Origin of the sequence: Faecalibacterium butyricigenerans (genome assembly GCF_020687345.1) — a bacterium.
Lineage (GTDB): Bacteria > Bacillota > Clostridia > Oscillospirales > Ruminococcaceae > Faecalibacterium > Faecalibacterium butyricigenerans.
In genome coordinates, this window is record NZ_JAJEQL010000010.1 from 23,292 (window position 1) to 46,848 (window position 23,557).

24 protein-coding genes and 1 other annotated feature are annotated in these 23,557 nt (G+C 61.1%); all 24 genes read left to right on the top strand.

Translation table 11 applies throughout. The features are described 5' to 3' along the window. The first annotated feature begins 1 nt into the window (after position 1). The 24 genes from whiA to recN all read left to right on the top strand — a co-directional run bounded on the left by whiA (position 2) and on the right by recN (position 23,223). The gene (gene whiA / locus LKD23_RS05610) at positions 2–952 is read left to right on the top strand and encodes a DNA-binding protein WhiA (protein WP_227620816.1); all 951 of its coding nucleotides are present in this window, start codon (positions 2–4) and stop codon (positions 950–952) included. Then, positions 949–4,449, top strand: coding sequence for a DNA polymerase III subunit alpha (locus LKD23_RS05615; RefSeq protein ID WP_227620817.1), 3,501 nt, complete (start codon positions 949–951; stop codon positions 4,447–4,449). Before whiA ends, LKD23_RS05615 begins: the two co-directional genes overlap by 4 nt. A gap of 177 nt (positions 4,450–4,626) precedes the next feature. Then, on the top strand, positions 4,627–5,601 hold the full coding sequence (pfkA, locus tag LKD23_RS05620; RefSeq protein WP_227620818.1) for a 6-phosphofructokinase: 975 nt from the start codon (positions 4,627–4,629) through the stop codon (positions 5,599–5,601). A 148-nt stretch (positions 5,602–5,749) separates the two neighbouring features. Further along, positions 5,750–7,744, top strand: coding sequence for an NAD-dependent DNA ligase LigA (ligA, locus tag LKD23_RS05625; RefSeq protein WP_227620819.1), 1,995 nt, complete (start codon positions 5,750–5,752; stop codon positions 7,742–7,744). A gap of 131 nt (positions 7,745–7,875) precedes the next feature. Continuing rightward, a complete protein-coding gene (locus LKD23_RS05630; protein ID WP_227620820.1) occupies positions 7,876–8,757 on the top strand; it encodes an ATPase, T2SS/T4P/T4SS family in 882 nt (293 codons plus the stop codon). Beyond that, entirely contained in the window at positions 8,754–9,206 is a 453-nt protein-coding gene (spoIIIAB, locus tag LKD23_RS05635) for a stage III sporulation protein SpoIIIAB (RefSeq protein WP_227620821.1), read from the top strand. Before LKD23_RS05630 ends, spoIIIAB begins: the two co-directional genes overlap by 4 nt. A 13-nt stretch (positions 9,207–9,219) precedes the next feature. Continuing rightward, positions 9,220–9,414 (top strand): stage III sporulation protein AC, encoded by a 195-nt coding sequence (spoIIIAC, locus tag LKD23_RS05640; protein ID WP_005934292.1) that lies wholly within the window; start codon positions 9,220–9,222, stop codon positions 9,412–9,414. Beyond that, a complete protein-coding gene (locus LKD23_RS05645; protein ID WP_227620822.1) occupies positions 9,411–9,791 on the top strand; it encodes a stage III sporulation protein AD in 381 nt (126 codons plus the stop codon). Before spoIIIAC ends, LKD23_RS05645 begins: the two co-directional genes overlap by 4 nt. Further along, positions 9,788–10,876 carry a stage III sporulation protein AE gene (locus LKD23_RS05650; RefSeq protein WP_227620823.1) on the top strand — a complete coding sequence of 363 codons (1,089 nt, stop codon included), beginning with the start codon at positions 9,788–9,790 and terminating at the stop codon, positions 10,874–10,876. Before LKD23_RS05645 ends, LKD23_RS05650 begins: the two co-directional genes overlap by 4 nt. After that, a complete protein-coding gene (locus LKD23_RS05655) occupies positions 10,876–11,349 on the top strand; it encodes a hypothetical protein (protein WP_227620824.1) in 474 nt (157 codons plus the stop codon). The genes LKD23_RS05650 and LKD23_RS05655 overlap by 1 nt, the downstream gene beginning before the upstream one ends. Continuing rightward, positions 11,346–11,849 (top strand): SpoIIIAG-related protein, encoded by a 504-nt coding sequence (locus LKD23_RS05660; RefSeq protein WP_227620825.1) that lies wholly within the window; start codon positions 11,346–11,348, stop codon positions 11,847–11,849. Before LKD23_RS05655 ends, LKD23_RS05660 begins: the two co-directional genes overlap by 4 nt. Before the next feature lie 47 nt (positions 11,850–11,896). Next, on the top strand, positions 11,897–12,517 hold the full coding sequence (locus LKD23_RS05665) for a SpoIIIAH-like family protein (RefSeq protein ID WP_227620826.1): 621 nt from the start codon (positions 11,897–11,899) through the stop codon (positions 12,515–12,517). Positions 12,518–12,626: 109 nt separating this feature from the next. Then, positions 12,627–13,013 (top strand): Asp23/Gls24 family envelope stress response protein, encoded by a 387-nt coding sequence (locus LKD23_RS05670; protein WP_149793355.1) that lies wholly within the window; start codon positions 12,627–12,629, stop codon positions 13,011–13,013. Between the two features lie 79 nt (positions 13,014–13,092). Further along, positions 13,093–13,527, top strand: coding sequence for a transcription antitermination factor NusB (nusB, locus tag LKD23_RS05675; RefSeq protein WP_227620827.1), 435 nt, complete (start codon positions 13,093–13,095; stop codon positions 13,525–13,527). Continuing rightward, positions 13,524–14,465: a tRNA (adenosine(37)-N6)-threonylcarbamoyltransferase complex transferase subunit TsaD gene (locus LKD23_RS05680; RefSeq protein WP_227620828.1), complete on the top strand. Its 942-nt coding sequence runs from the start codon at positions 13,524–13,526 to the stop codon at positions 14,463–14,465. Before nusB ends, LKD23_RS05680 begins: the two co-directional genes overlap by 4 nt. Beyond that, positions 14,453–15,676, top strand: coding sequence for an exodeoxyribonuclease VII large subunit (gene xseA, locus LKD23_RS05685; protein ID WP_227620829.1), 1,224 nt, complete (start codon positions 14,453–14,455; stop codon positions 15,674–15,676). The genes LKD23_RS05680 and xseA overlap by 13 nt, the downstream gene beginning before the upstream one ends. Beyond that, positions 15,654–15,878 (top strand): exodeoxyribonuclease VII small subunit, encoded by a 225-nt coding sequence (gene xseB, locus LKD23_RS05690; protein WP_227620830.1) that lies wholly within the window; start codon positions 15,654–15,656, stop codon positions 15,876–15,878. Before xseA ends, xseB begins: the two co-directional genes overlap by 23 nt. Before the next feature lie 22 nt (positions 15,879–15,900). Next, on the top strand, positions 15,901–16,791 hold the full coding sequence (locus LKD23_RS05695; RefSeq protein WP_227620831.1) for a polyprenyl synthetase family protein: 891 nt from the start codon (positions 15,901–15,903) through the stop codon (positions 16,789–16,791). A gap of 86 nt (positions 16,792–16,877) precedes the next feature. After that, positions 16,878–17,348 (top strand): divergent PAP2 family protein, encoded by a 471-nt coding sequence (locus LKD23_RS05700; RefSeq protein WP_227620832.1) that lies wholly within the window; start codon positions 16,878–16,880, stop codon positions 17,346–17,348. A 126-nt stretch (positions 17,349–17,474) separates the two neighbouring features. Next, positions 17,475–19,358 (top strand): 1-deoxy-D-xylulose-5-phosphate synthase, encoded by a 1,884-nt coding sequence (gene dxs / locus LKD23_RS05705; protein WP_227620833.1) that lies wholly within the window; start codon positions 17,475–17,477, stop codon positions 19,356–19,358. Next, the gene (locus tag LKD23_RS05710) at positions 19,355–20,158 is read left to right on the top strand and encodes a TlyA family RNA methyltransferase (protein ID WP_227620834.1); all 804 of its coding nucleotides are present in this window, start codon (positions 19,355–19,357) and stop codon (positions 20,156–20,158) included. The genes dxs and LKD23_RS05710 overlap by 4 nt, the downstream gene beginning before the upstream one ends. 19 nt (positions 20,159–20,177) lie before the next feature. After that, positions 20,178–21,029: an NAD(+)/NADH kinase gene (locus tag LKD23_RS05715; protein WP_227620835.1), complete on the top strand. Its 852-nt coding sequence runs from the start codon at positions 20,178–20,180 to the stop codon at positions 21,027–21,029. Positions 21,030–21,050: 21 nt separating this feature from the next. Further along, positions 21,051–21,539, top strand: a complete 489-nt coding sequence (locus LKD23_RS05720) for an arginine repressor (protein ID WP_227620836.1) — start codon at positions 21,051–21,053, stop codon at positions 21,537–21,539. Between the two features lie 16 nt (positions 21,540–21,555). Beyond that, positions 21,556–23,223: a DNA repair protein RecN gene (recN, locus tag LKD23_RS05725; RefSeq protein ID WP_227620837.1), complete on the top strand. Its 1,668-nt coding sequence runs from the start codon at positions 21,556–21,558 to the stop codon at positions 23,221–23,223. Positions 23,224–23,277: 54 nt separating this feature from the next. Beyond that, positions 23,278–23,526: a binding site (T-box leader), on the top strand. Positions 23,527–23,557: the final 31 nt, after the last annotated feature.

Below are 23,557 nucleotides of genomic sequence, written 5' to 3' on the forward strand. Positions count from 1 at the left end.
CATGAGTTTTGCATCCCAAGCGAGGGAGGAGATCGCCCGCCGCAGCTTACAGAAGGACTGCTGCGTCCGTGCCGCTGCCTACGGCATCGCCTGCTTTGCCAAGTATTTTGACGCCAGCGGGCTGGTGCTTCAGACGGAGCAGGAGCTGACCACGCAGGTGGCCGCGCAGCTGTTTGCACGCTGCGGTGTGCAGGGCGAGATCGTCCGGAAGGAGCGCCCCAGCGGGGTGGTGTATGAGTTCAGCATCCGCGCACCGGAGCAGGTGGCGCGGATGCACGAGCTTTTTGGCACCACCGGCACCGAGACGAGCCTGCAGATCGACCCCGGACTCATCCGCTGCCAGACCTGCGTCAGCGCCTACATCGGGGCGGCTTTTTTGTGCAGCGGCACCGTCACCGACCCCCAGAAGGAGTACAGCATCGAGTTCCTCACCAGCCGCACGAACCTCGCCCGCGACTTCGAGGCGCTGCTGGCGGAGCATGAATTTGCGCCCCACCGCACCCGCCGCAACGGCGTGAACCTCGTTTACGTCAAGAGCTGCGACAATGTGGAGCGCATCCTTTCCTTTATGGGGGCGGCGGAGGCCTCGACCCGGCTCAGCGCCCAGAAGGCCGTCAAGCAGGTGCGCAACCAGATCAACCGACACACCAACTGCGACACTGCAAACCTCGGCAAGACGGCCCGCGCCAACGCTCAGACCCTCAAGGCCATCCGCTTTCTGGACGAACAGGGGGCGCTGGAAACGCTGCCGGAGGCGCTGCAGCAGGCGGCGGCCCGGAGGCTGAAATATCCCGACCTGTCGCTGGCGGCGCTCTGTGCCAGCTTCGACCCGCCCATGAGCAAATCGGGTCTTTCCCACCGGATGAAAAAGCTGGAGGCTCTGGCCGACGCATTGCGCCAGCGGCTTGCAGAACAGAGCAGCAAAACGGACACAGAGGAGGTGCGGGCATGAGCGAAGGCAGCCGCGCGGAGAGAGACTTCGTCCATCTCCACATCCATACCGAATACAGCCTTCTGGACGGTGCCTGCCGCATCGACCAGCTCATGGACCGTGTCAAGGAGTGCGGTCAGAACGCCGTCGCCATCACCGACCACGGCGTCATGTACGGCTGCGTCCAGTTCTACAAAGCGGCCCAGAAGGCAGGCATCAAGCCCATCATCGGCTGCGAGGTCTATGTGGCCACCCGCACCCGCTTCGATAAGGTAAATAAGATCGACGGCAACAACCATCTCATCCTCCTGTGCAAGAATGAGATGGGCTACAAAAACCTCATCAAGATGGTATCGGCGGCCTTTGTGGAAGGCTTTTACTCCAAGCCCCGTGTGGACAAGCAGCTCCTCGAACAGTACCACGAGGGCCTCATCTGCCTGTCGGCCTGCCTTGCGGGTGAGATCCCGCAGGCCATTCTGGCCGGAGATTATGAGAGGGCCAAGTCCACGGCGCTGTGGTATCAGGACCTGTTCGGCAAGGGAAACTATTACATCGAGCTGCAGGACCACGGCCTCGAGGAGGATAACATCGTCCTGCCCCAGCTCATCAAGCTGGCCCGGGAGACCGGCATCCCGATGGCCGCCACCAACGACGCCCACTATCTGCGGAGGGATGATGCCAAGATGCAGAGCATCCTGCTCTGCATCCAGACCGGAAAGACCATTCAGGACGCCGACCGGATGGAGTTCCAGACCGATGAGTTCTACGTCAAAACCACCGATGAGATGTATGATCTGTTCGCAATGGTGCCGGAGGCCTGCGCCAACACCCAGAAGATCGCAGACGAGTGTAAGTTTGACTTTGATTTCGGCCACACCAAGATCCCCTATTACAAAGCCCCGAACGGGATGGACAATCAGGCATTCTTCGAGAAGCTCTGCTGGGACGGCCTCGAGCGCCGCTACGGCCCCGACGTCCCGCAGTCCAACAAGGACCGGCTGACCTACGAGATCGGTGTCGTCAAGTCGATGGGCTACACCAACTACTACCTCATCGTCTGGGACTACATCAACTACGCCAAGAGTCAGGGCATCCCGGTCGGCCCGGGACGTGGCTCGGGTGCGGGCAGCATCGCGGCCTACTGCGTGGGCATCACTGACATCGACCCCATCCGCTACAACCTCATCTTCGAGCGTTTCCTGAACCCTGAGCGCGTCAGTATGCCCGATTTCGACGTCGATTTCTGCTACGAGCGCCGTCAGGAGGTCATCGACTACGTCAACCGGAAGTATGGTGCGGACCATGTGGCCCAGATCGTCACCTTCGGTACGATGGCGGCCCGCAACGCCATCCGCGACGTGGGCCGCGTGATGGGACTGCCTTACCAGAGCGTGGATGTCGTGGCAAAGCAGGTGCCCATGGAACTGAAAATGACGCTGAAACGCGCATTGGAAGTCTCGCCGGAGCTGAAGCGGATGTACGACAGCGACCCGCAGGTCACAGAGCTGATCGATACCGCCCTGAAGGTGGAGGGAATGCCCCGCCACGCCTCTACACACGCGGCTGGCGTCGTCATCACACCGGAGCCGACGGAATACTATCTGCCGCTGGCCACCAACGACGGCCTGCCCGTTACCCAGTTCAACATGACCGAGATCGAAGAGCTGGGTCTGCTGAAGATGGATTTCCTTGGCCTGCGCACCCTGACGGTCATCCGGGACGCCGAGCTGGCCGTCCAGAAAAAAGACCCCTCCTTCTCCATCCGGAAGCTGGATTACGACGATGCGGCGACGTATAAGATGCTGGGACAGGGTGAGACGGAGGGCGTGTTCCAGCTTGAATCCTCGGGCATGAAGCAGGTGCTGGTGGGTCTGCAGCCGCAGAATCTTGAAGATGTCATCGCTCTCATCAGTCTTTACCGCCCCGGCCCGATGGACTCCATTCCCACCTATCTGCGCAACCGCCACGAGCCGGACAAGATCAGCTATAAGACGCCCCAGCTGGCGCACATCCTCGACGTGACCAATGGATGTATCGTCTATCAGGAGCAGGTCATGCAGATCTTTCGCGAACTGGCGGGCTTCTCCTTCGGACAGGCTGACAACGTCCGCCGCGCCATGAGCAAAAAGAAGCACGCCGTGATGGAGGCAGAGCGGGAGCATTTTGTCCATGGCTGTACCGAGCCGGGCCACGAGTGCCCGGGCTGCGTCGCCAACGGCATCTCCGAAAAAGTCGCCAATGAGATCTACGATGAGATGTCGAGCTTTGCTTCCTACGCATTCAACAAGAGCCATGCGGCCTGTTACGCCTACGTCGCATTCCAGACGGCCTACCTCAAGTGTCATTACCCCAGCGAGTTTATGGCCGCATTGCTCACCAGCGTGCTGGACAATACCGACAAAGTCATTGAGTATTCGGGTGAGTGCGCCCGCCTTGGCATCAAGGTGCTTCCGCCGGACGTGAACATCTCGAACGGCGGATTCACGGCGGATGACGGCAAGATCCGCTTCGGCCTGAACGCCGTCAAGAATGTGGGTCGCAACCTCATCGAGCGGGTCGTGGAGGAGCGGAAGGAAAAGCCCTACGCAAGCCTCTACGATTTCTGCAAGCGGATGCACGGCACCGAGCTGAACCGCCGGGCCGTGGAGTGCCTCATCAAGGCGGGTGCGTTCGACGGCATGGGCATCAACCGCCACAGCCTTGTGGAGGCCGTGGACGGCATTATCAAGAGCGTGGAGAGCGACTCCCGCCGCAACCTCGAAGGGCAGCTCGACCTGTTCTCAGTGATGAGCGGCGAAGCGGAGGCTGCTGATGACAGCTACGAGATCAAGCCGTTCCCGGAGTACAGCCACACCGAGCTGCTCCAGCAGGAAAAAGAGGTCAGCGGACTCTATCTGTCTGGTCATCCGCTGGATGCCTACCGGGAGCAGTCGGCCCGCTTTGCCTCCAACAGCATCAAGGAGCTTACCGGCGAGGATGCCCATAGGCTGGACGGCGATCACGTCCGTATCGTGTGTACCATCGTCAAAAACCGGATGATGACCACCAAATCCAACACTATGATGGCCTTTACCAGCGTGGAAGATCTGACCGGCACGATGGAGATCATCGTCTTCCCGCGGGTTCTGGATACCTTCCGTGACGCGCTCAAGGAGAACGCCGTCGTGGTCATCGAAGGCCGTCTCTCGGTGCGGGAGGATGAGCCGTCCAAGCTGATGGCGGAGAGCATCCTGCCCATCGAGGGCTATGACCCCAAGCGTCCGCAAGCCAACCGTCCGAACCTCATGCGGGATGCTGCCCAAAGGCTCTATATCCGTCTGCCGTCCCGCAGCTGCCCGGAGTACGCGAAGGTCATCAATCTTCTTGAGATATTCGATGGCGATATGCCAGTCATTTTCTATCTCGAGGACGTCAGGCAGAAGCTTGCCGCCCCCCGGAGGCTGTATGCTTCGGGCCACCCGCTGCTGTTTCAGGAGCTGAAGCGCCTGCTTGGCGAGCACAATGTTGCAACAAAATGACATTTCTGTGCACCAATCTTTACAAGCACGCTGTTTCCAAATGGCTGACTTTGTGATATAATTGTCTAAGGCAAGCCATAGCAAATATGTTGCATCGAACCGGGCCGCATCTGTGGAAGAAGGGGATGCGCACGCCCCGAGTGGTATGTGAAGAAACAAATTGGAGGGAATCTCTCTATGGAAAAGCAAATCAAGACGATCGGTGTTCTGACCAGCGGCGGCGACGCCCCCGGCATGAACGCAGCTGTCCGTGCCGTGGTCCGTACCGGCCTGCACAAGGGCTTCCGCATGATCGGCATCCAGCGCGGCTACAACGGCCTGCTGAACGGTGAGTGCTTCGAAATGAACCTGCGCAGCGTCTCGAACATCATCTCTGCCGGCGGCACCATCCTTTACACCGCACGCTGCCTTGAGTTCAAGACCAAAGAGGGTCAGGATAAGGGTGCAGCCAAGTGCCGCGAGCTGGGCATCGATGCGCTGGTGGTCATCGGCGGCGACGGCTCCTACCGCGGCGCCCGTGAGCTGGCACACCGCGGCATCCCGATGATCGGCCTGCCCGGCACCATCGACAACGATATTGCCTGCACCGACTACACCATCGGCTATGATACGGCGATGAACACCGCGCTCGAGATGATCGATAAGCTGCGCGACACCACCCAGAGCCACGACCGTTGCAGCGTCGTCGAGGTCATGGGCCGCAACGCAGGCTACATCGCCTTGAACGTCGCCATCGCCTCCGGTGCTATGGCTGTGCTGCTGCCGGAGAAGGAATTTGATATGCAGCGCGACATCCTCGACAAGATCGTCGAGACCCAGCGCACCGGCAAGCGCCACTTTATCGTCATCGTCGCCGAGGGCATCGGCCACTCGCAGGAGATCGCCAACGAGATCCAGGCCCGCACCGGCATCGACACTCGCGCCACCATTCTGGGCCATGTCCAACGCGGCGGCTCTCCCACGCTCCGCGACCGCGTGAATGCTTCTGCAATGGGCTACCACGCTGTCTGCCTGCTCGAGCAGGGTAAGTACAACCGCATCGTCGGCATGAAGGGCGAGCAGCTGGTGGACTACCCCGTGGACGAGGCGCTCGAGATGACCAAGAGCATCGACCCGGTCCTCGTGGACGTCTGCAATACCATCTCCATCTAAAAAGCAAGAATACTGCAGGGCTGCATTTCCCCGCAAAAGGGGAGGGCAGCTCTGTTTTTTCGTTTACGAAATGCCCCGTTTTGTGGTATACTATCGCATGAGAAATAAGACGCGGGCGTGATGCCGTGTCAGGCAGGAGAGTGGAACTGTGGAACTGGAACAAGCCAGAAAGCGCGTTGAGGAACTGCGCGCTGTTATCGAGAAGAATAACCGCCTTTATTACGATCAGGATGCCCCCGAGCTGGAGGACTTCGAATACGACGCCCTGACCCGGGAGCTGAAGGAGCTGGAAGCGCAGTACCCCGAGCTGGTCACGGCCGCTTCGCCCACCCAGCACGTCGGCGGAACGCCCAGCGGCCGCTTCCAGAAAGTGACCCATGCGGTCAAGATGGAGAGCCTGCTGGATGCATTTTCCTACGATGAACTGCGTGATTTTGACCGCAGAGTGCGGGATGCGGGTATCGAGCCGGAGTATGTAGTCGAGATCAAGATCGACGGTCTTTCGTGCAGCCTCGAGTACGAGAACGGGGAGCTGGTGCGTGCTTCCACCCGAGGCGACGGCGTAGTGGGCGAGGATGTCACTGCCAATGTCCGGGCCATCAAAAAAATCCCGAAGAAGCTGAAGAATGCCCCCGAGTTTCTCGAGGTGCGCGGCGAGGTCTATATGCCCCACGAGGCATTCCGACATCTCTGTGCCGAGCAGGAATTGCAGGGCGCCGCTCCCTTCAAGAACCCCCGCAACGCCGCTGCCGGTTCGCTGCGCCAGAAGGACGCGAAGATCACCGGGAGCCGGGGCCTCTCGATCTTTGTATTCAATGTCCAGCAGGTGCGGGGCAAGGAGCTGTCCACCCACGCAGAGAGCCTCGATTACCTCAAGAGTCTCGGCCTTCCGGTCTCGCCCCGCTACCATATCGTCCACGACATCGAGGACGCCATCCGGGAGATCGAGCAGATCGGCCAGAACCGCTCAAAGCTCGACTTCGACATGGACGGTGCGGTCATCAAGGTCAATGATTTCGCCCAGCGCGCGCAGATGGGTTCCACCAACAAATTCCCCCGGTGGGCCATCGCCTTCAAGTACCCGCCCGAGGTCAAGGAGACGACCCTGCGCAGCATCGAGGTGGCTGTGGGCCGCACCGGCGTGCTGACCCCGACGGCCTGCTTCGACCCCGTCTTTCTTGCCGGTACGACGGTGGCCCGTGCGACCCTCCACAACGAGGACTTCATCCGCCAGTTCGGGCTTTGCATCGGCGACACCATTCAGGTGCGGAAGGCCGGCGACATCATCCCGGAGGTCATCGGCGTCGTCCACCACCCGGAGGATGCCGCGCCCTACCAGATGCCGGAAGTCTGCCCGTCCTGCGGGGCACCGGTCGTCCATCTTGAGGACGAAGCCGCCCTGCGCTGCGTCAACCCCGAGTGCCCGGCCCAATCTCTGCGCAACATCATCCATTTTGCCTCCCGCGACGCCATGGACATCGACGGTCTGGGCACGGCGGTGGCGACCCAGCTGGTGGACAAGGGCCTTGTCCACTCGGCGGCAGACCTCTATGACCTGACCCTCGAGCAGCTGCTGACGCTGGAAAAGTTCAAGGAGAAGAGCGCAACGAACCTTCTCCACGCCATCGAAAATTCCAAGCAGAACAATCTGGACAAGCTGCTGTTCGGTTTTGGCATCCGCAACATCGGAGACAAGGCCGCCGCCCTGCTGGCCGAGCACTTCGGCACGCTGGAAGCCATCCGGGAAGCTGACATCGAAACGATCAGCGAGATCGACGGCTTCGGCGGCGTGATGGGGCAGAGCGTGGTGGAATTCTTCGCCAAGGACGGCACCACCGACCTTGTCCACCGTCTGGCCGACGTTGGCGTGAACATGACGTGGAAGGGCGAGCCGAAAGGGGATAAGCTGGCGGGCAAAACGCTGGTCATCACCGGCACCCTTGAGAGCCTCTCCCGCAATGAGGCAGAGGCCCTCATCGTCAAGAACGGCGGCAAGGCCAGCGGTTCGGTCTCCAAGAAAACGGCCTATGTCGTGGCCGGTGCGGCGGCAGGCTCCAAGCTGACCAAGGCGCAGACCCTCGGCGTGCCCGTGCTGACGGAAGCGGAATTCCTCGCTATGCTGCGGGACGAACCGGAAGCGTAACATAAACAGAACAGGCCCAGAGGCCCACGCAGTGGAGAACCGCTGCGTGGGCCTTTTTGCGTTCTAAAAGCGCCGCCGCCGCATACAGTAGGAGCAAGAAGCCAAAGCGACGAGACGGAAGGAGAAACGAGATGGACGAGTATTACCGGGCCGTTCAGGCCCTGCCTGCATGGCTGGCGCGGCCTCTGAGCGCCCTGCCGCCGGACATTGCAGAACAGGTACATGAGATACGCCTTCGGGTAGGCTGCGGGGTGCAGCTGACCATCGGGGGCAGGCCCTGCTGCCCGGCGGGACTGCCCGCTCTGCAAAAGCTCCGGCTGACGCCGTTGCAGATGGAGGAGATCTTCCTCACCCTCTGCAACGGGTCGGTGCACAGCTACGAGACAGAGATCGCGGCAGGCTATGTCACCCTCGGGTGCGGATGCCGCGCCGGGCTGGCCGGGCGGTTCTACTGCCCGCCGGGGCAGAGCGCCGTTTTGCAGGAGCTGCGCTCGGTCAACATCCGTGTGGCCCGCAGCCGGGAGTTCCCTCTGTCGCAGAAGCTCCGGGATATTTTGCAGCAGCGCTTTGTGGGGATGCTCCTGATGGGGGAGCCGGACAGCGGCAAGACGACCCTCCTGCGGGGCATCGCGCGGGAATTGGCAAGCCGGGAAAGAGCAGTGGCCGTCATCGACGAGCGGCGGGAGATATTCCCCTCGGAGGAAACAGCGGCCCTGCCTCTCGATATCCTCAGCGGCGTGCCGAAGGGGCAGGCAGTGCAGATGGCTCTGCGCACTCTCTCGCCGCAGGTGATATTACTGGACGAGCTGGGCGGGATGGACGAGCTTTATGCCCTTGAACAGGGGCTGTTCAGCGGGGTGGAGTTCATCGCTACCCTCCATGCCGCCAGCTGGGAGGAAGCTGCCCGCCGCCCACAGGTGCAGTATCTCCAAAAATGCGGTGCGCTCCATGCAGCGGTACTGCTGAAGGGCCGCACCGCGCCGGGCCAGCTGAAAGAGGTGCGGTTCTCATGAAGACGCTGCGGATCGTCGGGGCACTGTTCTGGCTGGGCTGCGGCTGGTGCGCGGGAGATGCAGCCTGCCGGAACGCCCGGCGGCATCTGGAGGCACTGGAAGAGACGCTCCTGCTCTTGCAGCGGGTCCGGCAGGAGATCGATTACCGCCGCACCGATCTCACCCTGCTGTTCCGCAGGCTGGAACGGGAGGGGGCTGTCCGGGGCGAGAGCTTTCAGGCTCTTTGCCCGCCGCCCGGGCTGACCCGCCCGGAGCGGGACTGCTATACCGAGTGCTTTTCGGACATTGGACGGGCGGAGGCTGGGCAGGAATGTCAGAGGCTGACGTTTTATCAGGAGCGGTTCGGGGTATTTTTGCGTCAGGCAGAGGAACGCACCCGCCCTCAGCTGGAGCTTTGCCATAAGCTGGGCGTTGCCGCCGGGCTGGCAGCAGCCATCCTCTGCCTCTGAAAGGGGAATGTGTATGGAGATCGACCTGATCTTTAAGATCGCGGCCATCGGCATCATCGTCGCGGTGCTCAACCAGCTTCTTATCCGCTCGGGCCGGGAGGATCAGGCGATGATGACCACGCTGGCAGGGCTTGTGGTGGTGCTGTCCATTTTGGTCAAGCAGATCAGTGTGCTCTTCGTCACCATCAAGTCCCTCTTTGCGCTATGAGCGCCCTCACGATGCTGGGGCTTGCGGTGGTGGGAGCCGTCCTGTACACCCTGTTCCAGAAGAGCGCCCCGGCCTTTGGGCTGTTCGTCTCGATGGGGGCGGCAGTCCTCGTGCTGTGGAAGATCAGCACGGCGGCCGAGATCGTGCTTGCCGGCTTTGAGAGACTGGAACAGCGGGCAGGCGGCGACGCCTTTTCCTGCCTGCTGCGGTGTACGGGCGTTATCCTGCTGGCTGACTACGCCCGCGCACTCTGCGAGGAAGCCGGGGCCGAATCGCTGGCGTGGTGCACGGCACTGGCAGGCCGGGTGCTGGTGCTGGCGGCGGCGTGGCCCCTGCTGGAAGAGATCGGCCAGAAGATCGGGAGCATTGCGGGATGAAATGGGACAAGTTTTTTCGCTTCGGGCTGGCCATACTGTTTTTGTGGACGAGCCTTGCGCTCGCGGCCCCGGCGGCGCGGGCTGCTTCGGATACGACGCTGCCCGGGAGCGCCCTCTGGGAGCCGTATTTACAGCAGAGCCGCATTGATCTGGAGGACGCCGTATCCTCGCCGTGGGAGACGCTGAAAAGCTTTCTGCCCCAGTCCTTGGGGGCAATGGTGCAGCAGATGGCCCGGGACTATACCTCGGTCCTCCTGTTCCTGACACTGACCGCGGTGCTGGGGCTTCTGGCGGGAGAGTGTGCCGACAGCGATCTGCTGGATCTGGCTGCGGCGGGCGGCTGTGGTGTCCTGCTCTGGGGGAATCTGGTGGAAGAGGCACAGACGCTCTGTGCGCAGATGGAGAGCTGGCGCAGCTTTTTGCTGGGCTTTCTGCCCGTCTATGCGGGCGTCCTCACGATGGGCGGCGAAGCGGCGGCAGGCAGTGCAACCAGCGGAACGCTGCTGACGGCGCTCTGTTTTCTGGCACAGCTGGCCGCAGCCTTCGTGCAGCCTCTGCTCCACTGTTATCTGATGCTCAGCATGGCCTGCTGCATCAGCGCAGAACCGGCGCTGGGCGTCTTCTGCAAGGGTGTCGGCAGTGCCCTCCGCCAAGCGCTGGGCTGGGCCGGGAAAGTGCTGGTCGCTCTGCTGGGCTTGCAGCGGGCGGCGGCGTTCCAGCTGGACCGCTTTTCGCTCCGCACCGGCCAGCTTCTGGCCGGGAGCGTGCCCATCATCGGGCAGACCCTCAGCAGTGCGTCGGAGTCCATCCTTGCAGGGGTGCAGATGCTCAAGAGCGGGCTGGGGCTGGCAGCGTTGTCGGTGCTGGGGGCAGAATTCGTGCCGCTCTATCTGGGGCTGATGATCCAGCTGGCCCTGCTTATGGGGTGCAGTCTGCTTTGCAGCCTGACGGGCATCTCGCGCTGCCGCGCCCTGTTCGACTGCTTCGCCGAGGCAGTGCGCTGTATGGCAGCAGCTGTGGCCCTCTTCTTCGGGCTGGCAGCGGCAGGGGTGGCTCTGCTTTTTATGGTAGGAGGTGGTTCGTGATGCAGGCACTGGAGTGTGCGGCGGCGGTCTTCTGTACAGCCTGTATCTGTGCCGAGCTGGCGGCCCGCTTTGTGGGGCCGGGCTGGGGGCAGAAGTGCATAAAAGCGGTGGCGGGGCTATATATTCTAGTAGCCTTTGCAGATGCCCTGCCCGGCGCAAAAGCCCAGCTCACCGCGCCGAAGCTGCCGCAGGCGGAGACTGCTTCGGTGGGCAGTCTGGAGGATGCCATCCTTGCGCAGACGGAAGAAGAGCTTTCCCGACGATTGGAGGATGCCTGCCTCGCGGAGATAGGCATCCGGGTGAAACTGCGCATCACCCTATGCCGGACCGCGGAGGGCGTGGCGGCATCCGCTGTGCAGGCCGTCCCGCAGGGCGCCCTCACCGATGCCCGGAAGCAGGCGGTGGAGAAACTGCTGACAGCACAGCTTCAGCTTGAACCAGAAAGCATATGCTGGGGGGAGGCTGTGCCATGAAAAACAAGCTCTTTTTGCGGCTGAAGGACCTTGTGCAGAAGGAGAACCGCGCCCGGCTGGCGGTCCTGCTGGGGGCTGCGGCGATGCTGCTCCTCCTGCTGTCGGAGCTGTTCAACCCTTCGGAGAAGCCTGCAGCAGCCAGCGTTGCCCCGGCGGATGAGAGCGCCTACCGTCAGCAGCTCGAGCAGCAGCTTTCCGACCTCATCACGCAGGTGGAAGGCGCAGGGAGGACCACCGTGATGATCACGCTGGAAAGCGGGGAGGAGACCATCTATGCTCTGGACACGCTCTCGGGACAGACCCAGCAACAGCAGACCCATGTGCTGCTGGACGATGGGACGGCGCTGGCGCAGACGGTCTGTACGCCCAGAGTGTGCGGAGTGGCTGTGGTATGCGAGGGCGGGGGAGATGTCCGGGTCGCTGTCCGTATCACCGAGCTGGTGGGGGCGCTGCTGGATGTTCCGTCCAACCGCATCTGCGTAGAGCAGCGCCGGGAATGATTTTTTGCAGCTATGAGAACCATGAAATATGCAAGGAGGAGACACGGATGAGAGCTATCACCAAAAATACACGCAGGGTCACTGCGCTGACCCTTGCGGCGGCGCTGGTCGTGGCAGTATACCTCAACTGGCAGTACGCCCGCACCGGCATCGGGGTGGATGAGGAGGCCGTCAACGTCTCGGCGGTGGCCGTGGAGGGAGAGCCGGTGGCTTCGCCCGTCACCGACGGGCTGATGACGGAGGCCGAGGCTGTATCCAGCGCCAACAAGAATTACGGCGAGGCCCAGCTTGTCAGCGTAGCCAACGACGCAGGGGCAAAATTCTTCGAAGAAGCCCGTCTCAAGCGCCAGAAAGCCCACGATGAAGCGATGGACACCATCCAGAAGACTCTCAAGACCTCGGGCCTCTCCGCCGAGGAGAAAAAGGACTGCACCCGGCAGATGACCGCAAACCTCGAGGACCTCAACGCAGAAAACGAGATCGAAACGCTGGTCAAGGCAAAGGGCTTTGCCGACTGCCTCTGCTTTTTGCAGTCCGGCCGGGCAGACCTGACCGTCATGACCTCCGGCGACGCCCTGACCGCGGCACAGGTGGCTCAGATAAGAGACATCGTCCTCAGCAAGAGCGAGGTGACTGCGCAGAATATTACTGTGGTGGAAGTGAAGTAAGGTGTTGTATAAAACCGGAGAAAATGGTATAATGACATCAAAGGTTTTGCAAAGGGCTTTGCCTTTTGCATGGATCGCACAAAATAAAATGGGCGTTCGCTCATTTTGGATGGAGGGCCATAGAATGGATTTACAGAATATGGATCTGAAGGGCGGTAGTCTGCAGATCTCCACGGAGGTCATCGGCAAGATCGCTCGTTGTGCAGCGCTGGAGATCGAGGGCGTGGCAGAAGTGTCCTGCGGCAAGCAGAACCGGAAGGTGAAAGACCTTCTGGAGCGTGCCAACGTCCAGTCGCCCGTCACCGTAGAGATGCGGGATGGCACGGCAGAGATCACTCTGGAAATTGTGGCGGCCTTTGGCGCACGCATCCCGGCTGTGGCCGAGAAGGTGCAGGAGAACGTCAAGTCTGCCGTCCAGAACATGACCAATGTTACGGTCAGCCGTGTTGACCTTGTCATTGCCGGTCTGGCCCCGGCGGCTGAGCCGCAGGCCTGAGCCGAGAACGAAAACGAAAACAAAGATGCGGTCAGCCTTCCCGCAAAAGGGAAGGCTTTGCCGCTGTGAGAGGAACATTATGGAAAATATTCTGCCCCGCCGTGAAGCACGCGAAAATGCATTTCTGCTGGCATTTTCTCAGACCTTTGGTGACATCCCCCTGCAGGAGGCTCTGGACAACCACCACGAGTGCGACGAAGAGCACCCTGTGGATGTGTTCGGCCAGCGTCTGCTGCGGGCCTACTACGAGCACTCCGCCGAGGTGGATGACCTCATCAGCGCCCATCTGCGCAACTGGACGATGGAGCGTCTGCCCCGCGTGAGCCTGACTGTGCTTCGTCTGGGTCTGGCCGAGATGCTGTACGGCGATGAGAAGAAGCCCGGCGTCGTCATCAACGAGGCCGTCGAGCTGACCAAAAAGTATGGCGCAGACGAGGATTATCAGTTCGTCAACGGTCTGCTGGGCACTGTGGCACGGGAACAGGGTCTGGACGCAGAGTCCGAGCAGCTGTGAGCAGTTATACGCTGGGCATCGACACCAGCAACTATGCAACCTCTCTGGCCGTCTTTGATACAGCCGGAGAGGTTGTTTGCGCAAAAAAGCGTTTTCTTCCGGTCAAGGAGGGCCAGCTTGGCCTGCGCCAGAGCGATGCGCTGTTTCATCACACGGCGGCTCTGCCTGCGATGATGGCAGAGCTGGGCGGCGAATTCGATTTGACGAAGATCAGCGCCGTGGGCGTGTCGGAAAAGCCCCGTCCGGTGGAGGGCAGCTATATGCCCTGCTTTCTGGCAGGCGTCAGCGCCGCTGAGGCATTCGCTTTGGCCCGGGGGATCCCTCTTGTCCGCACGACCCATCAGCAGGGCCACGCAGCGGCGGCACTGTTTGCCGCCAAAGGGGAGACGCTCTTCCGCGAGAAAACGCTGCTCTTCCACATCTCCGGCGGCACCACCGACCTTCTCCTCTGCGATGAGGTGAAGCATATCGAGACGCTGGGCACAAGCTCCGACCTCTACGCCGGACAGGCAGTGGACCGTGTGGGCGTCAAGCTGGGCTTTGGGTTCCCGGCTGGCGCGGAGGTCTCCCGTCTGGCCGCTGAATGTGAGGAGACCATCAAACCGAAATCCAGCGTCCGAGGGATGGAATGCAGCCTTTCCGGGCTGGAGAACCAGTGCAACGCCCTGCTGGCGGCGGGCAAAAGCCCCGCCTATGTCTGCAAATACTGTCTGCTCTGCGTGGCGGATACGGTGGTCAGGATGACCAAGGCTGCCCAGAAGGAATATCCCGGGCTGACGGTGGTCTGCGCAGGCGGCGTCATGAGCAGCGACATCATCCGCAGCTGGGTGCAGCAGCGCCTTCCGCAGGTGTATTTTGTGCCCGGACAGTATTCCAGCGACAACGCCATCGGCGTGTCCATTCTTGCGGCACGGGAGGCCGGTCTATGGCTGAAGTGATCTCTGTCTCTGCCCTGAACCAGTACGTCAAGACCCTGCTGGATGCAAACGACATCCTGTTTGATCTGGCGCTGCGGGGCGAGATCGCAAACTTTGTACAGAATGCCCGCAGCGGCCACTGCTATTTTTCCCTTCGGGACGCAGCTGCCAGCGTCAAGGCGGTGATGTTCCGCTCGGATGCAAGGCGGCTCGGCTTCCGGCCTGAGGAAGGCATGAAGGTGGTCGTGCGCTGCCGTGCTACTCTTTACGAGCGGGACGGCGCGTTTCAGGTCTACGTCAACGAGATGTTCCCGGACGGCATTGGCGCGGCGCAGCTGGCCTTTGAGCAGCTGAAAGCCAAGCTCGAGCAGGAGGGACTTTTCGCGGCAGAGCATAAAAAGCCTCTGCCCGCTTACCCCAAATGCATCGGCATCGTCACCAGCAAGACCGGTGCGGCACTGCAGGACATCCGCAATGTCATCAGCCGACGCTGGCCGGCAGCAAAGCTATTGCTCTGCCCGGTCAGCGTGCAGGGCTTTGAGGCCGCGCAGCAGGTCGCCGACGCCATCGGGCGGCTGGACCGGAGCGGGAAAGTGGATGAGATCATTGTGGCTCGGGGCGGCGGCAGCCGGGAAGACCTCTGGGTCTTCAACGCCGAGGTCATCGCCCGGGCTGCATACCGCTGCAAAGTGCCGCTCATCAGCGCCATCGGACACGAGATCGACTTTACCATTCTGGATTTCGTGGCGGACCGCCGTGCACCGACTCCGTCGGCAGCGGCAGAGCTGGCGGTGCCCGACCGCGCAGAGCTTCTGCGGGTACTGCTTCAGCTGGAGCAGCGCTGTCAGAGCACCTTGCAGAGCCGTTTTGCTGCGGCATTGGGGCGTCTGGAAAGGGCCGGGCAGCAGCTTTCCCGCGACATGACCCGCCGGACACTCACAGCCGGGCAGACAAAGCTTGAGGCATACCAAAAAGAGCTTGAGGATGCAGCCCGGAGCGGCATCCAGAAGCGAACAAATCAGCTTCGTCATGCTGCCGCGTTGGCCGACTCCCTCAGCCCCTACCGGGTGCTGGGGCGCGGCTACGCGATGGTATACGACAGCAAAAACAGGCTGTGCAGCGCGGACGCCCTTTCTACGGGCGACCGGATCACCCTGCGCGGCGCAGCGCATACGGCAGAATGTACGGTCTTGTCCGTGGAGGAACTGAATGAGAGCACCCAAAAGCTTTGAGGACGGCATGGCCCGTCTGGAAACCATCCTGAGCCAGATGCAGAGCGAGGAGACGACCCTTACGGAGTCGGTCAAGCTTTATGCAGAAGCGGCTTCGCTGATGGAATACTGCCATGCTGCGCTGGAAAAGGCGTCGCTCCAGATGGAGGAGATCGACGCTGCCCGCAGCGAAAAGGCAGAGGCAGAACCCAAAGAATCATAACAGCCCGCAGGGAGGAATCATAATGGAGAGCACCGAGTATAAAAAGCAGTACGGCGAATATCTGGCCCGTGCAGAAGAAGCACTGAACCGGGCGTGCGAGCGCTATCTGCCCGAGGAGTCTGAGGTCTGCCGTGCGGCACGCTACAGCCTGATGGGCGGCGGCAAGCGCATCCGGGCCGTGCTGGTGCTGGCCGTGTGCGATATGCTCCACGGCAGCGCCGAGGCGGCGGAACAGTTTGCAGCGGCCGTTGAAATGCTGCACTGCTATTCGCTCATCCACGACGACCTGCCCTGCATGGACAATGACGATATGCGCCGGGGCAAGCCCTCCTGCCACAGGGCATTCGGAGAGTCTACTGCCATGCTGGCGGGCGATGTGCTGCTGACGGAGGCCTTCGAGGCTGTGGCCGGTGCGCCCGCTCCGGCATCGGTCTGCGTCTGCGCAGCACAGGCGCTCGGCGCAGGAGCCGGGAGCCGGGGCATGGTGTATGGACAGGAGCTTGACCTGAAATACGAGGCGCTCGCCGCTACGGAAGAACAGCTCCGCCTCATCCACCGCCGCAAGACGGGGGCGCTCATCAATGCGGCCATCCAGATGGGCGGCGCGGCGGCACAGGCCGACGAGGCCCAGCGCAAAGCACTGGAAGCCTACGCCTACGGCATCGGCCTAGTGTTCCAGATCGTGGACGATGTGCTGGATGTGACCAGTACCGCCGAGCAGCTGGGCAAGCCCATCGGCAGCGACAGCGAGAACGGTAAGACGACCTTCGTCACCCTGTTCGGCGCGGACGGAGCGATGCAGCTGGCAGAGAAACTGAACGATGAGACCTGTGCGGCGCTGCATGACGCATTCGGCGAAAAGAGCGCTTTTCTGGAGCAGCTGGCCCGCACGCTGCTGGCCCGCCGCAGCTGAGCATCGTGTCTGGGACGATAGGGCAGATGCGGCGCTTATGACGTCGGCTGCGGGAATGCGATAAAATTCAAGAAGGAGAACAAACAATGCAACTGATCAAGGAATTGTTCTCGGTCAACGAGATACTGACGGTCTCCATCGTAAGCTGGTTCGTCGCACAGGTGCTGAAGACGATCATCAACTTCATCCTGCTGGGCAAATTCCAGCTCGAACGGATGTGGGGCGATGGCGGTATGCCCAGCGCCCACAGCGCCACGGTCTGTGCGATGGTCATTGCCGCCGCCCGCAGCGAGGGCATCAGCTCGGCTATCTTTGCAGTGGCCAGCGTAGTCGCCATCATCACCATGCACGATGCAATGGGTGTGCGCCACGAGACCGGCGAACAGGCAAAGGTGCTCAACCAGATGATCGAGGAGTGGATCGACATCAGCGAAAAAAACGCTCCCTTCCTTCAGAATATGCATCTGAAGGAGATGGTCGGACACACGCCGCTGCAGGTCATGGCAGGCATGGTCGTCGGCGTCGTCGTCGGCTTTTTGTATCCGATGCACCTCTAATAAGAAGTTGTTTTCATAAGCAGTGCGCCCCATCTGGGCAGTTTTTCAGAAGACCGCCCTGCCTGCAAAAATGACTTCTGTGTTGAAATCATCCGGAATTTGAAATGTGAGGAGGACGGTCACTTTATGCATCCTTCACTGCTTCAGAATATTTCACAGCCAAGTGACCTGAAGCGCTTGAACAGTGCGCAGATCCAGCAGCTCTGCGGGGAAATTCGTCAATTTCTGCTGGACAGCGTATCCAAAACGGGCGGACATCTTGCTTCCAACCTCGGCGCAGTCGAGCTGACGGTCGCGCTCCATCGCATCTTTGAGACCCCCCGGGATGCGTTCGTTTTCGATGTGGGCCATCAGTGCTACACCCACAAACTGCTGACCGGACGGTACAAGCGCTTCGGCACCCTGCGGCAGCTGGACGGCCTTTCGGGTTTCCCAAACCCGAATGAGAGCGTTCACGATGCTTTTATCGCCGGGCACGGCAACACCGCCCTATCGGTCGCCATCGGCATCGCATGGGCCAAAAAGCTCAAGGGCGAGCCGGGCCATGTGGTGGCCATCATCGGCGATGGTGCCTTTACCGGCGGCATGGTCTACGAGGGAATGAACAACATCGGCAAGCTGGACAATCTGATGGTCATTTTGAACGACAACAAGATGTCCATCTCCCACAATGTCGGCGCACTGGCAGGGTATCTGGGCCATCTGCGCACCACGACCCGTTATTTCACGGCAAAGGAGAATGTCAACAGCTTTCTGAGCGGGGTGCCGCTTGTCGGCACCCCCATCAAAACTGCCCTGCAAAACAGCAAAAAAGTGGTGCGTCGGGCCATGTATCACTCCACGATCTTCGAGGATATGGGGTTCCATTATTTCGGCCTCATCGACGGCCACAACGAGCCGGAGCTGGAGCGCATCCTGCAGACGGTCTGTGCCCAGCCCGGGCCGACGCTGCTCCATGTTGTGACAAAGAAGGGCAAGGGCTATGCCCCGGCGGAGTCGAATCCCGGCAACTATCATGGCGTCTCGAAGTTCGATCTGGCAGGCATCCCCGACCCGGAGATCGCCCCGGCGGAGTCGTTCTCGAATGCCTTTGGCCGTGCGCTCAGTGAGGCCGGAGATGCGGACGATACCCTCTGTGCCATCACGGCGGCGATGAAATATGGCACTGGTCTGCAATTTTTCAGCCACGCCCACCCGGAGCGCTTCTTTGACGTCGGGATGGCTGAGCAACACGCCGTGACCTTCGCCGCCGGCCTTGCCAGCAAGGGGATGCTGCCGGTGGTCTGCATCTATTCGACCTTCCTGCAGCGCAGCTATGACCAGATCATCCACGATGTCAGCCTGCTGCGGGAGAATGTTGTCTTTGCCGTTGACCGCGCAGGTTTTGTGCCCGGCGATGGGGAGACCCATCAGGGCATCTACGACCCGACCTTCCTCAGTCAGGTCGGAATGCCCATCTACTCGCCCTCGAACTATGAGGAGCTGCGGTACTGGCTGGCCATCCTGCTGCGGCATGAGATGCAGGGGCCTCGGGCCATCCGCTACCCCCGCGGCGGCGAGAGCAAGGTCTTGGCCGGATACGGCTGCACGGGCAGGGAGTACGACAAGCTCGTCTCTCTGCCGGGTGCAAAGACTGCGCTGGTGAGCTATGCGGATGAGGTGGAGGATGCCCTTGCCGCCGCAGAGCTGCTGGCAAAAGAGGGTGTCCCCTGCGATGTGTACAAGCTGGTCCGCATCTTTCCGTTCGGGAAAGGGCTGGTGCAGGAGCTTTCGGCCTACTCCATCGTCCTGATGGCAGAAGAGTGCGCAGCCTGCGGCGGCATCGGCGAGCATCTGGCCCGCGCTCTGCAGGATGCAGGCTGGTGCGGCCGGTACATCCACCGCGCGGTGAGGGAGCTGAGCCTGCCCCACGCGACGGTGCCCCAGATCAAGCAGGCGACCGGGCTGGATGCGGTGCATCTGGCCGAGGCTGTGCAGGCGGCAGACCCGAAAGGAGAGAAAACACTTTGAAAATTCGTTTGGACCAATATCTGGTGCAGCACGGTATGATCCAGAGCCGTGAGCGCGCCAAGGCTCTCATCATGGCCGGTGTCGTCTTCGTCAACGAGCAGAAGGTGGACAAGGCTGGTGAGATGATAAAGGAAGATGCCAAGGTCGAGGTGCGCGGCCACGACATCGGATACGTCAGCCGGGGCGGACTCAAGCTGGAAAAGGCGATGCAGTGCTTCCCGCTGACCCCTCGCGGCAAGGTCTGTATGGACATCGGTGCGTCCACAGGCGGCTTTACCGACTGTATGCTGCAGAACGGTGCCGTCAAGGTCTATGCTGTGGATGTGGGATACGGCCAGCTGGCATGGAGCCTGCGCACCGACGAGCGTGTCGTGAATATGGAGCGGACCAACATCCGCAATGTCACGCCGGATATGCTGGCCGATCCAGTGGAGTTTTTTAGCGTGGACGTGTCTTTTATCTCGCTGCATCACATCTTTCCGGTGGCGCAGGCCATCACGACGCCGGATGCGATGGGCGTCTGTCTGGTCAAGCCTCAGTTCGAGGCAGGCCGTGAGAAGGTGGGCAAAAACGGTGTTGTCCGTGACCCTGCCACCCACCGCGAGGTGCTGCACAATGCCATGGGCTATGCCGCCGCAAACGGCTTCGTTGTGCGGGGTCTGGATTTCAGCCCAGTCAAAGGCCCGGAGGGGAACATCGAGTATTTGATGTTCGTCCAGAAGAGTGAGCAGCCCGGCGTTCTGGATGATTCCGTCGCCGAGCAGGTCGTGGCTGCAAGCCATAGCTCGCTGGACAAATAAATCGGCTGGGAGACGTCATATGACCGTTTACATTTCGCCAAACCCCGGCAAAGAGCAGGCGGTGGCCACCGCCCAGCAGGCAGCGCAGCTCCTGCTGATGCAGGGGGCCACCGTCCTGATGCGGGATGACCTGAACGAAACCTGCTGCGCCGATGGGGTGCAGTACCTTCCGCTGGAAGAGTGCCTCCCGCGTACCGATGTTATCCTGACCATCGGCGGCGACGGCACCATCCTGCATGAGGCGAACCTTACGCTTCAATACCAGAAGCCCATCCTCGGCATCAACATCGGCCGCTGCGGCTTCCTTGCCACCTGCGAGGTGGATGAAATGGAGGAAAAGCTTGCGGCGCTGGTGCGGGGCGAATATCTGCTGGACAGCCGGATGCTGCTCTATGTGCGGGTGCTGGGCGAAGAGAACTGGGAGGGCCATGCCCTCAACGACGTGGTCGTGACCAAAGGCCGCCTGCAGCAGGCCATCGATTTCAGCATCTACTGCGACGACATCCTTGTAGAGCATTATCGCGGAGACGGCGTCATCGTAGCGACGCCCACCGGCTCTACGGCCTATTCACTGGCGGCAGGCGGGCCGATCCTTGACTCGCAGACCAAGGGCATTGTCGTCACGCCCATCTGCCCCCACAGCCTGACCAGCCCGGCAATGGTCTTTGCACAGGAGCGGAAGATCAACATCTGTGTCGGGCAGGTGGTGGACAACGAAGTGTTCCTGAGCTGCGATGGTGCGGCGGAATATCCGCTCAGCGCCGGTTCGACGGCAGAGATCCGCCTTTCGGATCAGATCGTGCAGCTCGTCACCTTCAGCAGGGCGGACCAGTTTCAGGCCATCGACCAGAAACTGCGCAGCCGGAGATAACAACAAGAGGAGGCAAGGAATATGGGCCGAAACAATCCAGCTGAGTCAAAAGGCAAGGCGGAACGTCAGCAGACGATCCTCCGACTGATCCAGGAGAACCCCATCAGCCGTCAGGAGGTGCTGCTTGAGCACCTGCGTCAGGAGGGATTCGAGGTGACGCAGGCGACTATTTCCCGGGACATCCGGGAAATGTGTCTCGTCAAAGCCGCCACCACAGACGGCTACCGCTATGTTTCCAGCCACAACGAAAGCCTCAACCCCAAGATGCAGGGCCGGTTCGAGACGATCTTCCGCGAGTCGGTGCTGGGTGTGGATTTTGCCGGGCATGTCGTGCTGGTAAAATGCTATTCCGGCATGGCGAATGCCGCCTGTGAAGTGTTCGACGCCCTGAAGTGGAAAAATGTCGTCGGCACCCTTTCTGGCGATGATACGTTCCTGATCGTGGCCCGTTCGGAGCGGGACGCCAAGACCATCTGTTCGGAATTGACCCGTCACATCGGGCAGAAATAAACGCGGGAGTGAAACTATGCTGAGCAGCCTGCAGATCGAAAATGTTGCAGTTATCCAGAAAGCCAATGTCCATTTTGAAAAGGGCCTCAACGTCCTGACCGGTGAGACGGGCGCAGGCAAATCCATCCTCATCGACTCCATCAACGCTATTCTGGGCAACCGCGCCTCCAAGGATCTCGTGCGCACCGGTGCGGCCAAGGCTGTCATCCGGGCTGCATTTGAGGATGTGCCGCCTGCCGTTCTTGACAGTCTGGAAAAGGCAGGCTACGAGCGCTCCGAAGCGCTGCTGCTCAGCCGCGAGATCACCGCCGAGGGCAAGAGCACCTGCCGCATCAACGGGATGCCTGCCACCGCCGCTGTCCTGCGGGAGCTTTGCGGCGGACTTATCAACATCAATGGCCAGCACGACTCGGTGGGTCTGCTGAATCCAGCCCGGCATGAGGGCATTCTGGACGCTTACGCCCAGAACGGCGCGGAATATCAGGCATACTATGCCATCTATCGGGAGCTGGTGGGGGTCAAGAAAACGCTGGACGCCATGATCACCGACGAGGGCGAAAAGCAGCGCCGCATCGACCTGCTGAGCTATCAGGTGCAGGAGATCGACGATGCGGCGTTGACGGCAGGGGAGGAGCAGACGCTGGAAAGCCGCCGCAAGGTGCTGGCGAATGCTTCCACCATCCGGGACCGCATTGCCCAGTGTTACGCGCTGCTCTCGGGCGGCGACGAAGCCCCCGGTGCCGTTGACCTTCTGGGCGAAGCCTCCAACGCCGTGGATGCAGCGGCCCAGCTCGACGGAGAGCTGTCTGCCGGTGCGGGCCAGCTGCTCGACCTCTATTACACCGCAAAGGACGTCGCCGCCGATCTCATCGGCCGTCTGGACGCTTACGACACCAACGACGCAGAGCTGGACGAGATCGAGCAGCGCATCGATCTCATCTACAAGCTCCGGCGGAAATACGGCGATACGGTGGAGGATATCCTCGCGTTTGGCGAGCGGGCACGGCAGGAGCTGGAGATGATACAGTCCTCGCAGGAGAGGGTGGAGCATCTGCAGAAGGAGCAGCGCCGTCTCTATACCCTTGCGCGGGAAAAGGCGGAGCTTCTGACCCAGACCCGGCTGAAGGCGTTTGAAGAGCTGAACAAGCGCATCTCTGACACATTGGACTTTCTGAATATGCCGGGCGTGCGGATGACGCTCCGCCATACACGGGGACCGCTGGCCAGTCACGGACAGGACAGCATCGAGTTTTATATCTCTACGAACCCCGGCGAAGCCCCGAAGCCTCTGGCGAAGATCGCCTCAGGCGGCGAGCTGAGCCGTATCACCCTCGCCATCAAGAACGCGATGGCCGACAAGGACGCTGTGCCGACCGTCATCTACGACGAGATCGACAGCGGCGTTTCCGGCAAGGCGGCCAGCCGCATCGGTGAGGTGCTGCGCCAGAGTGCCGAGGGTCATCAGATCCTTTGCATCACCCACACGGCCCAGATCGCTGCGCTGGCAGACTGCCATCTGCTCATCCAGAAAAACATCACGAATGAGCGTACCTATACCGAGATCCACCCGCTGGACGAGAATGGACGGGTGGAGGCGCTGGCCCGCCTCATCTCCGGCGACCATGTCACGGAGCTTTCGCTGGCCAACGCCCGGGAAATGCTGGGCTGGAGCGCCGGGAAATAAGCAGGCGCTTTTGTGCTTGACATTCCCACAGGGATGTGCTAAACTGAATCTCGTTGAAAGGCGAAGATGGGAATCGAGTACCCTGATGCGCTCTGCCCAGAGAGGCCCCGGCTGGTGAAAGGGGCTGCGGAGACGCAGGTGAAATACCTCCCGGAGCTGCAGGCTGAACGACGAGTAGGCTGTGCCGCGTGCGAGCGTTACAAACGCAGGAGTGTCACTCTACTCTGGGGTGTGCACTCGTGAGGCCGTCTCTGTGAAGAGGCGGCAAACAGAGGTGGTACCGCGAATTTTATCGCCCTCTGCCAATTTATTTTGGCGGAGGGCGTTTTGTTTT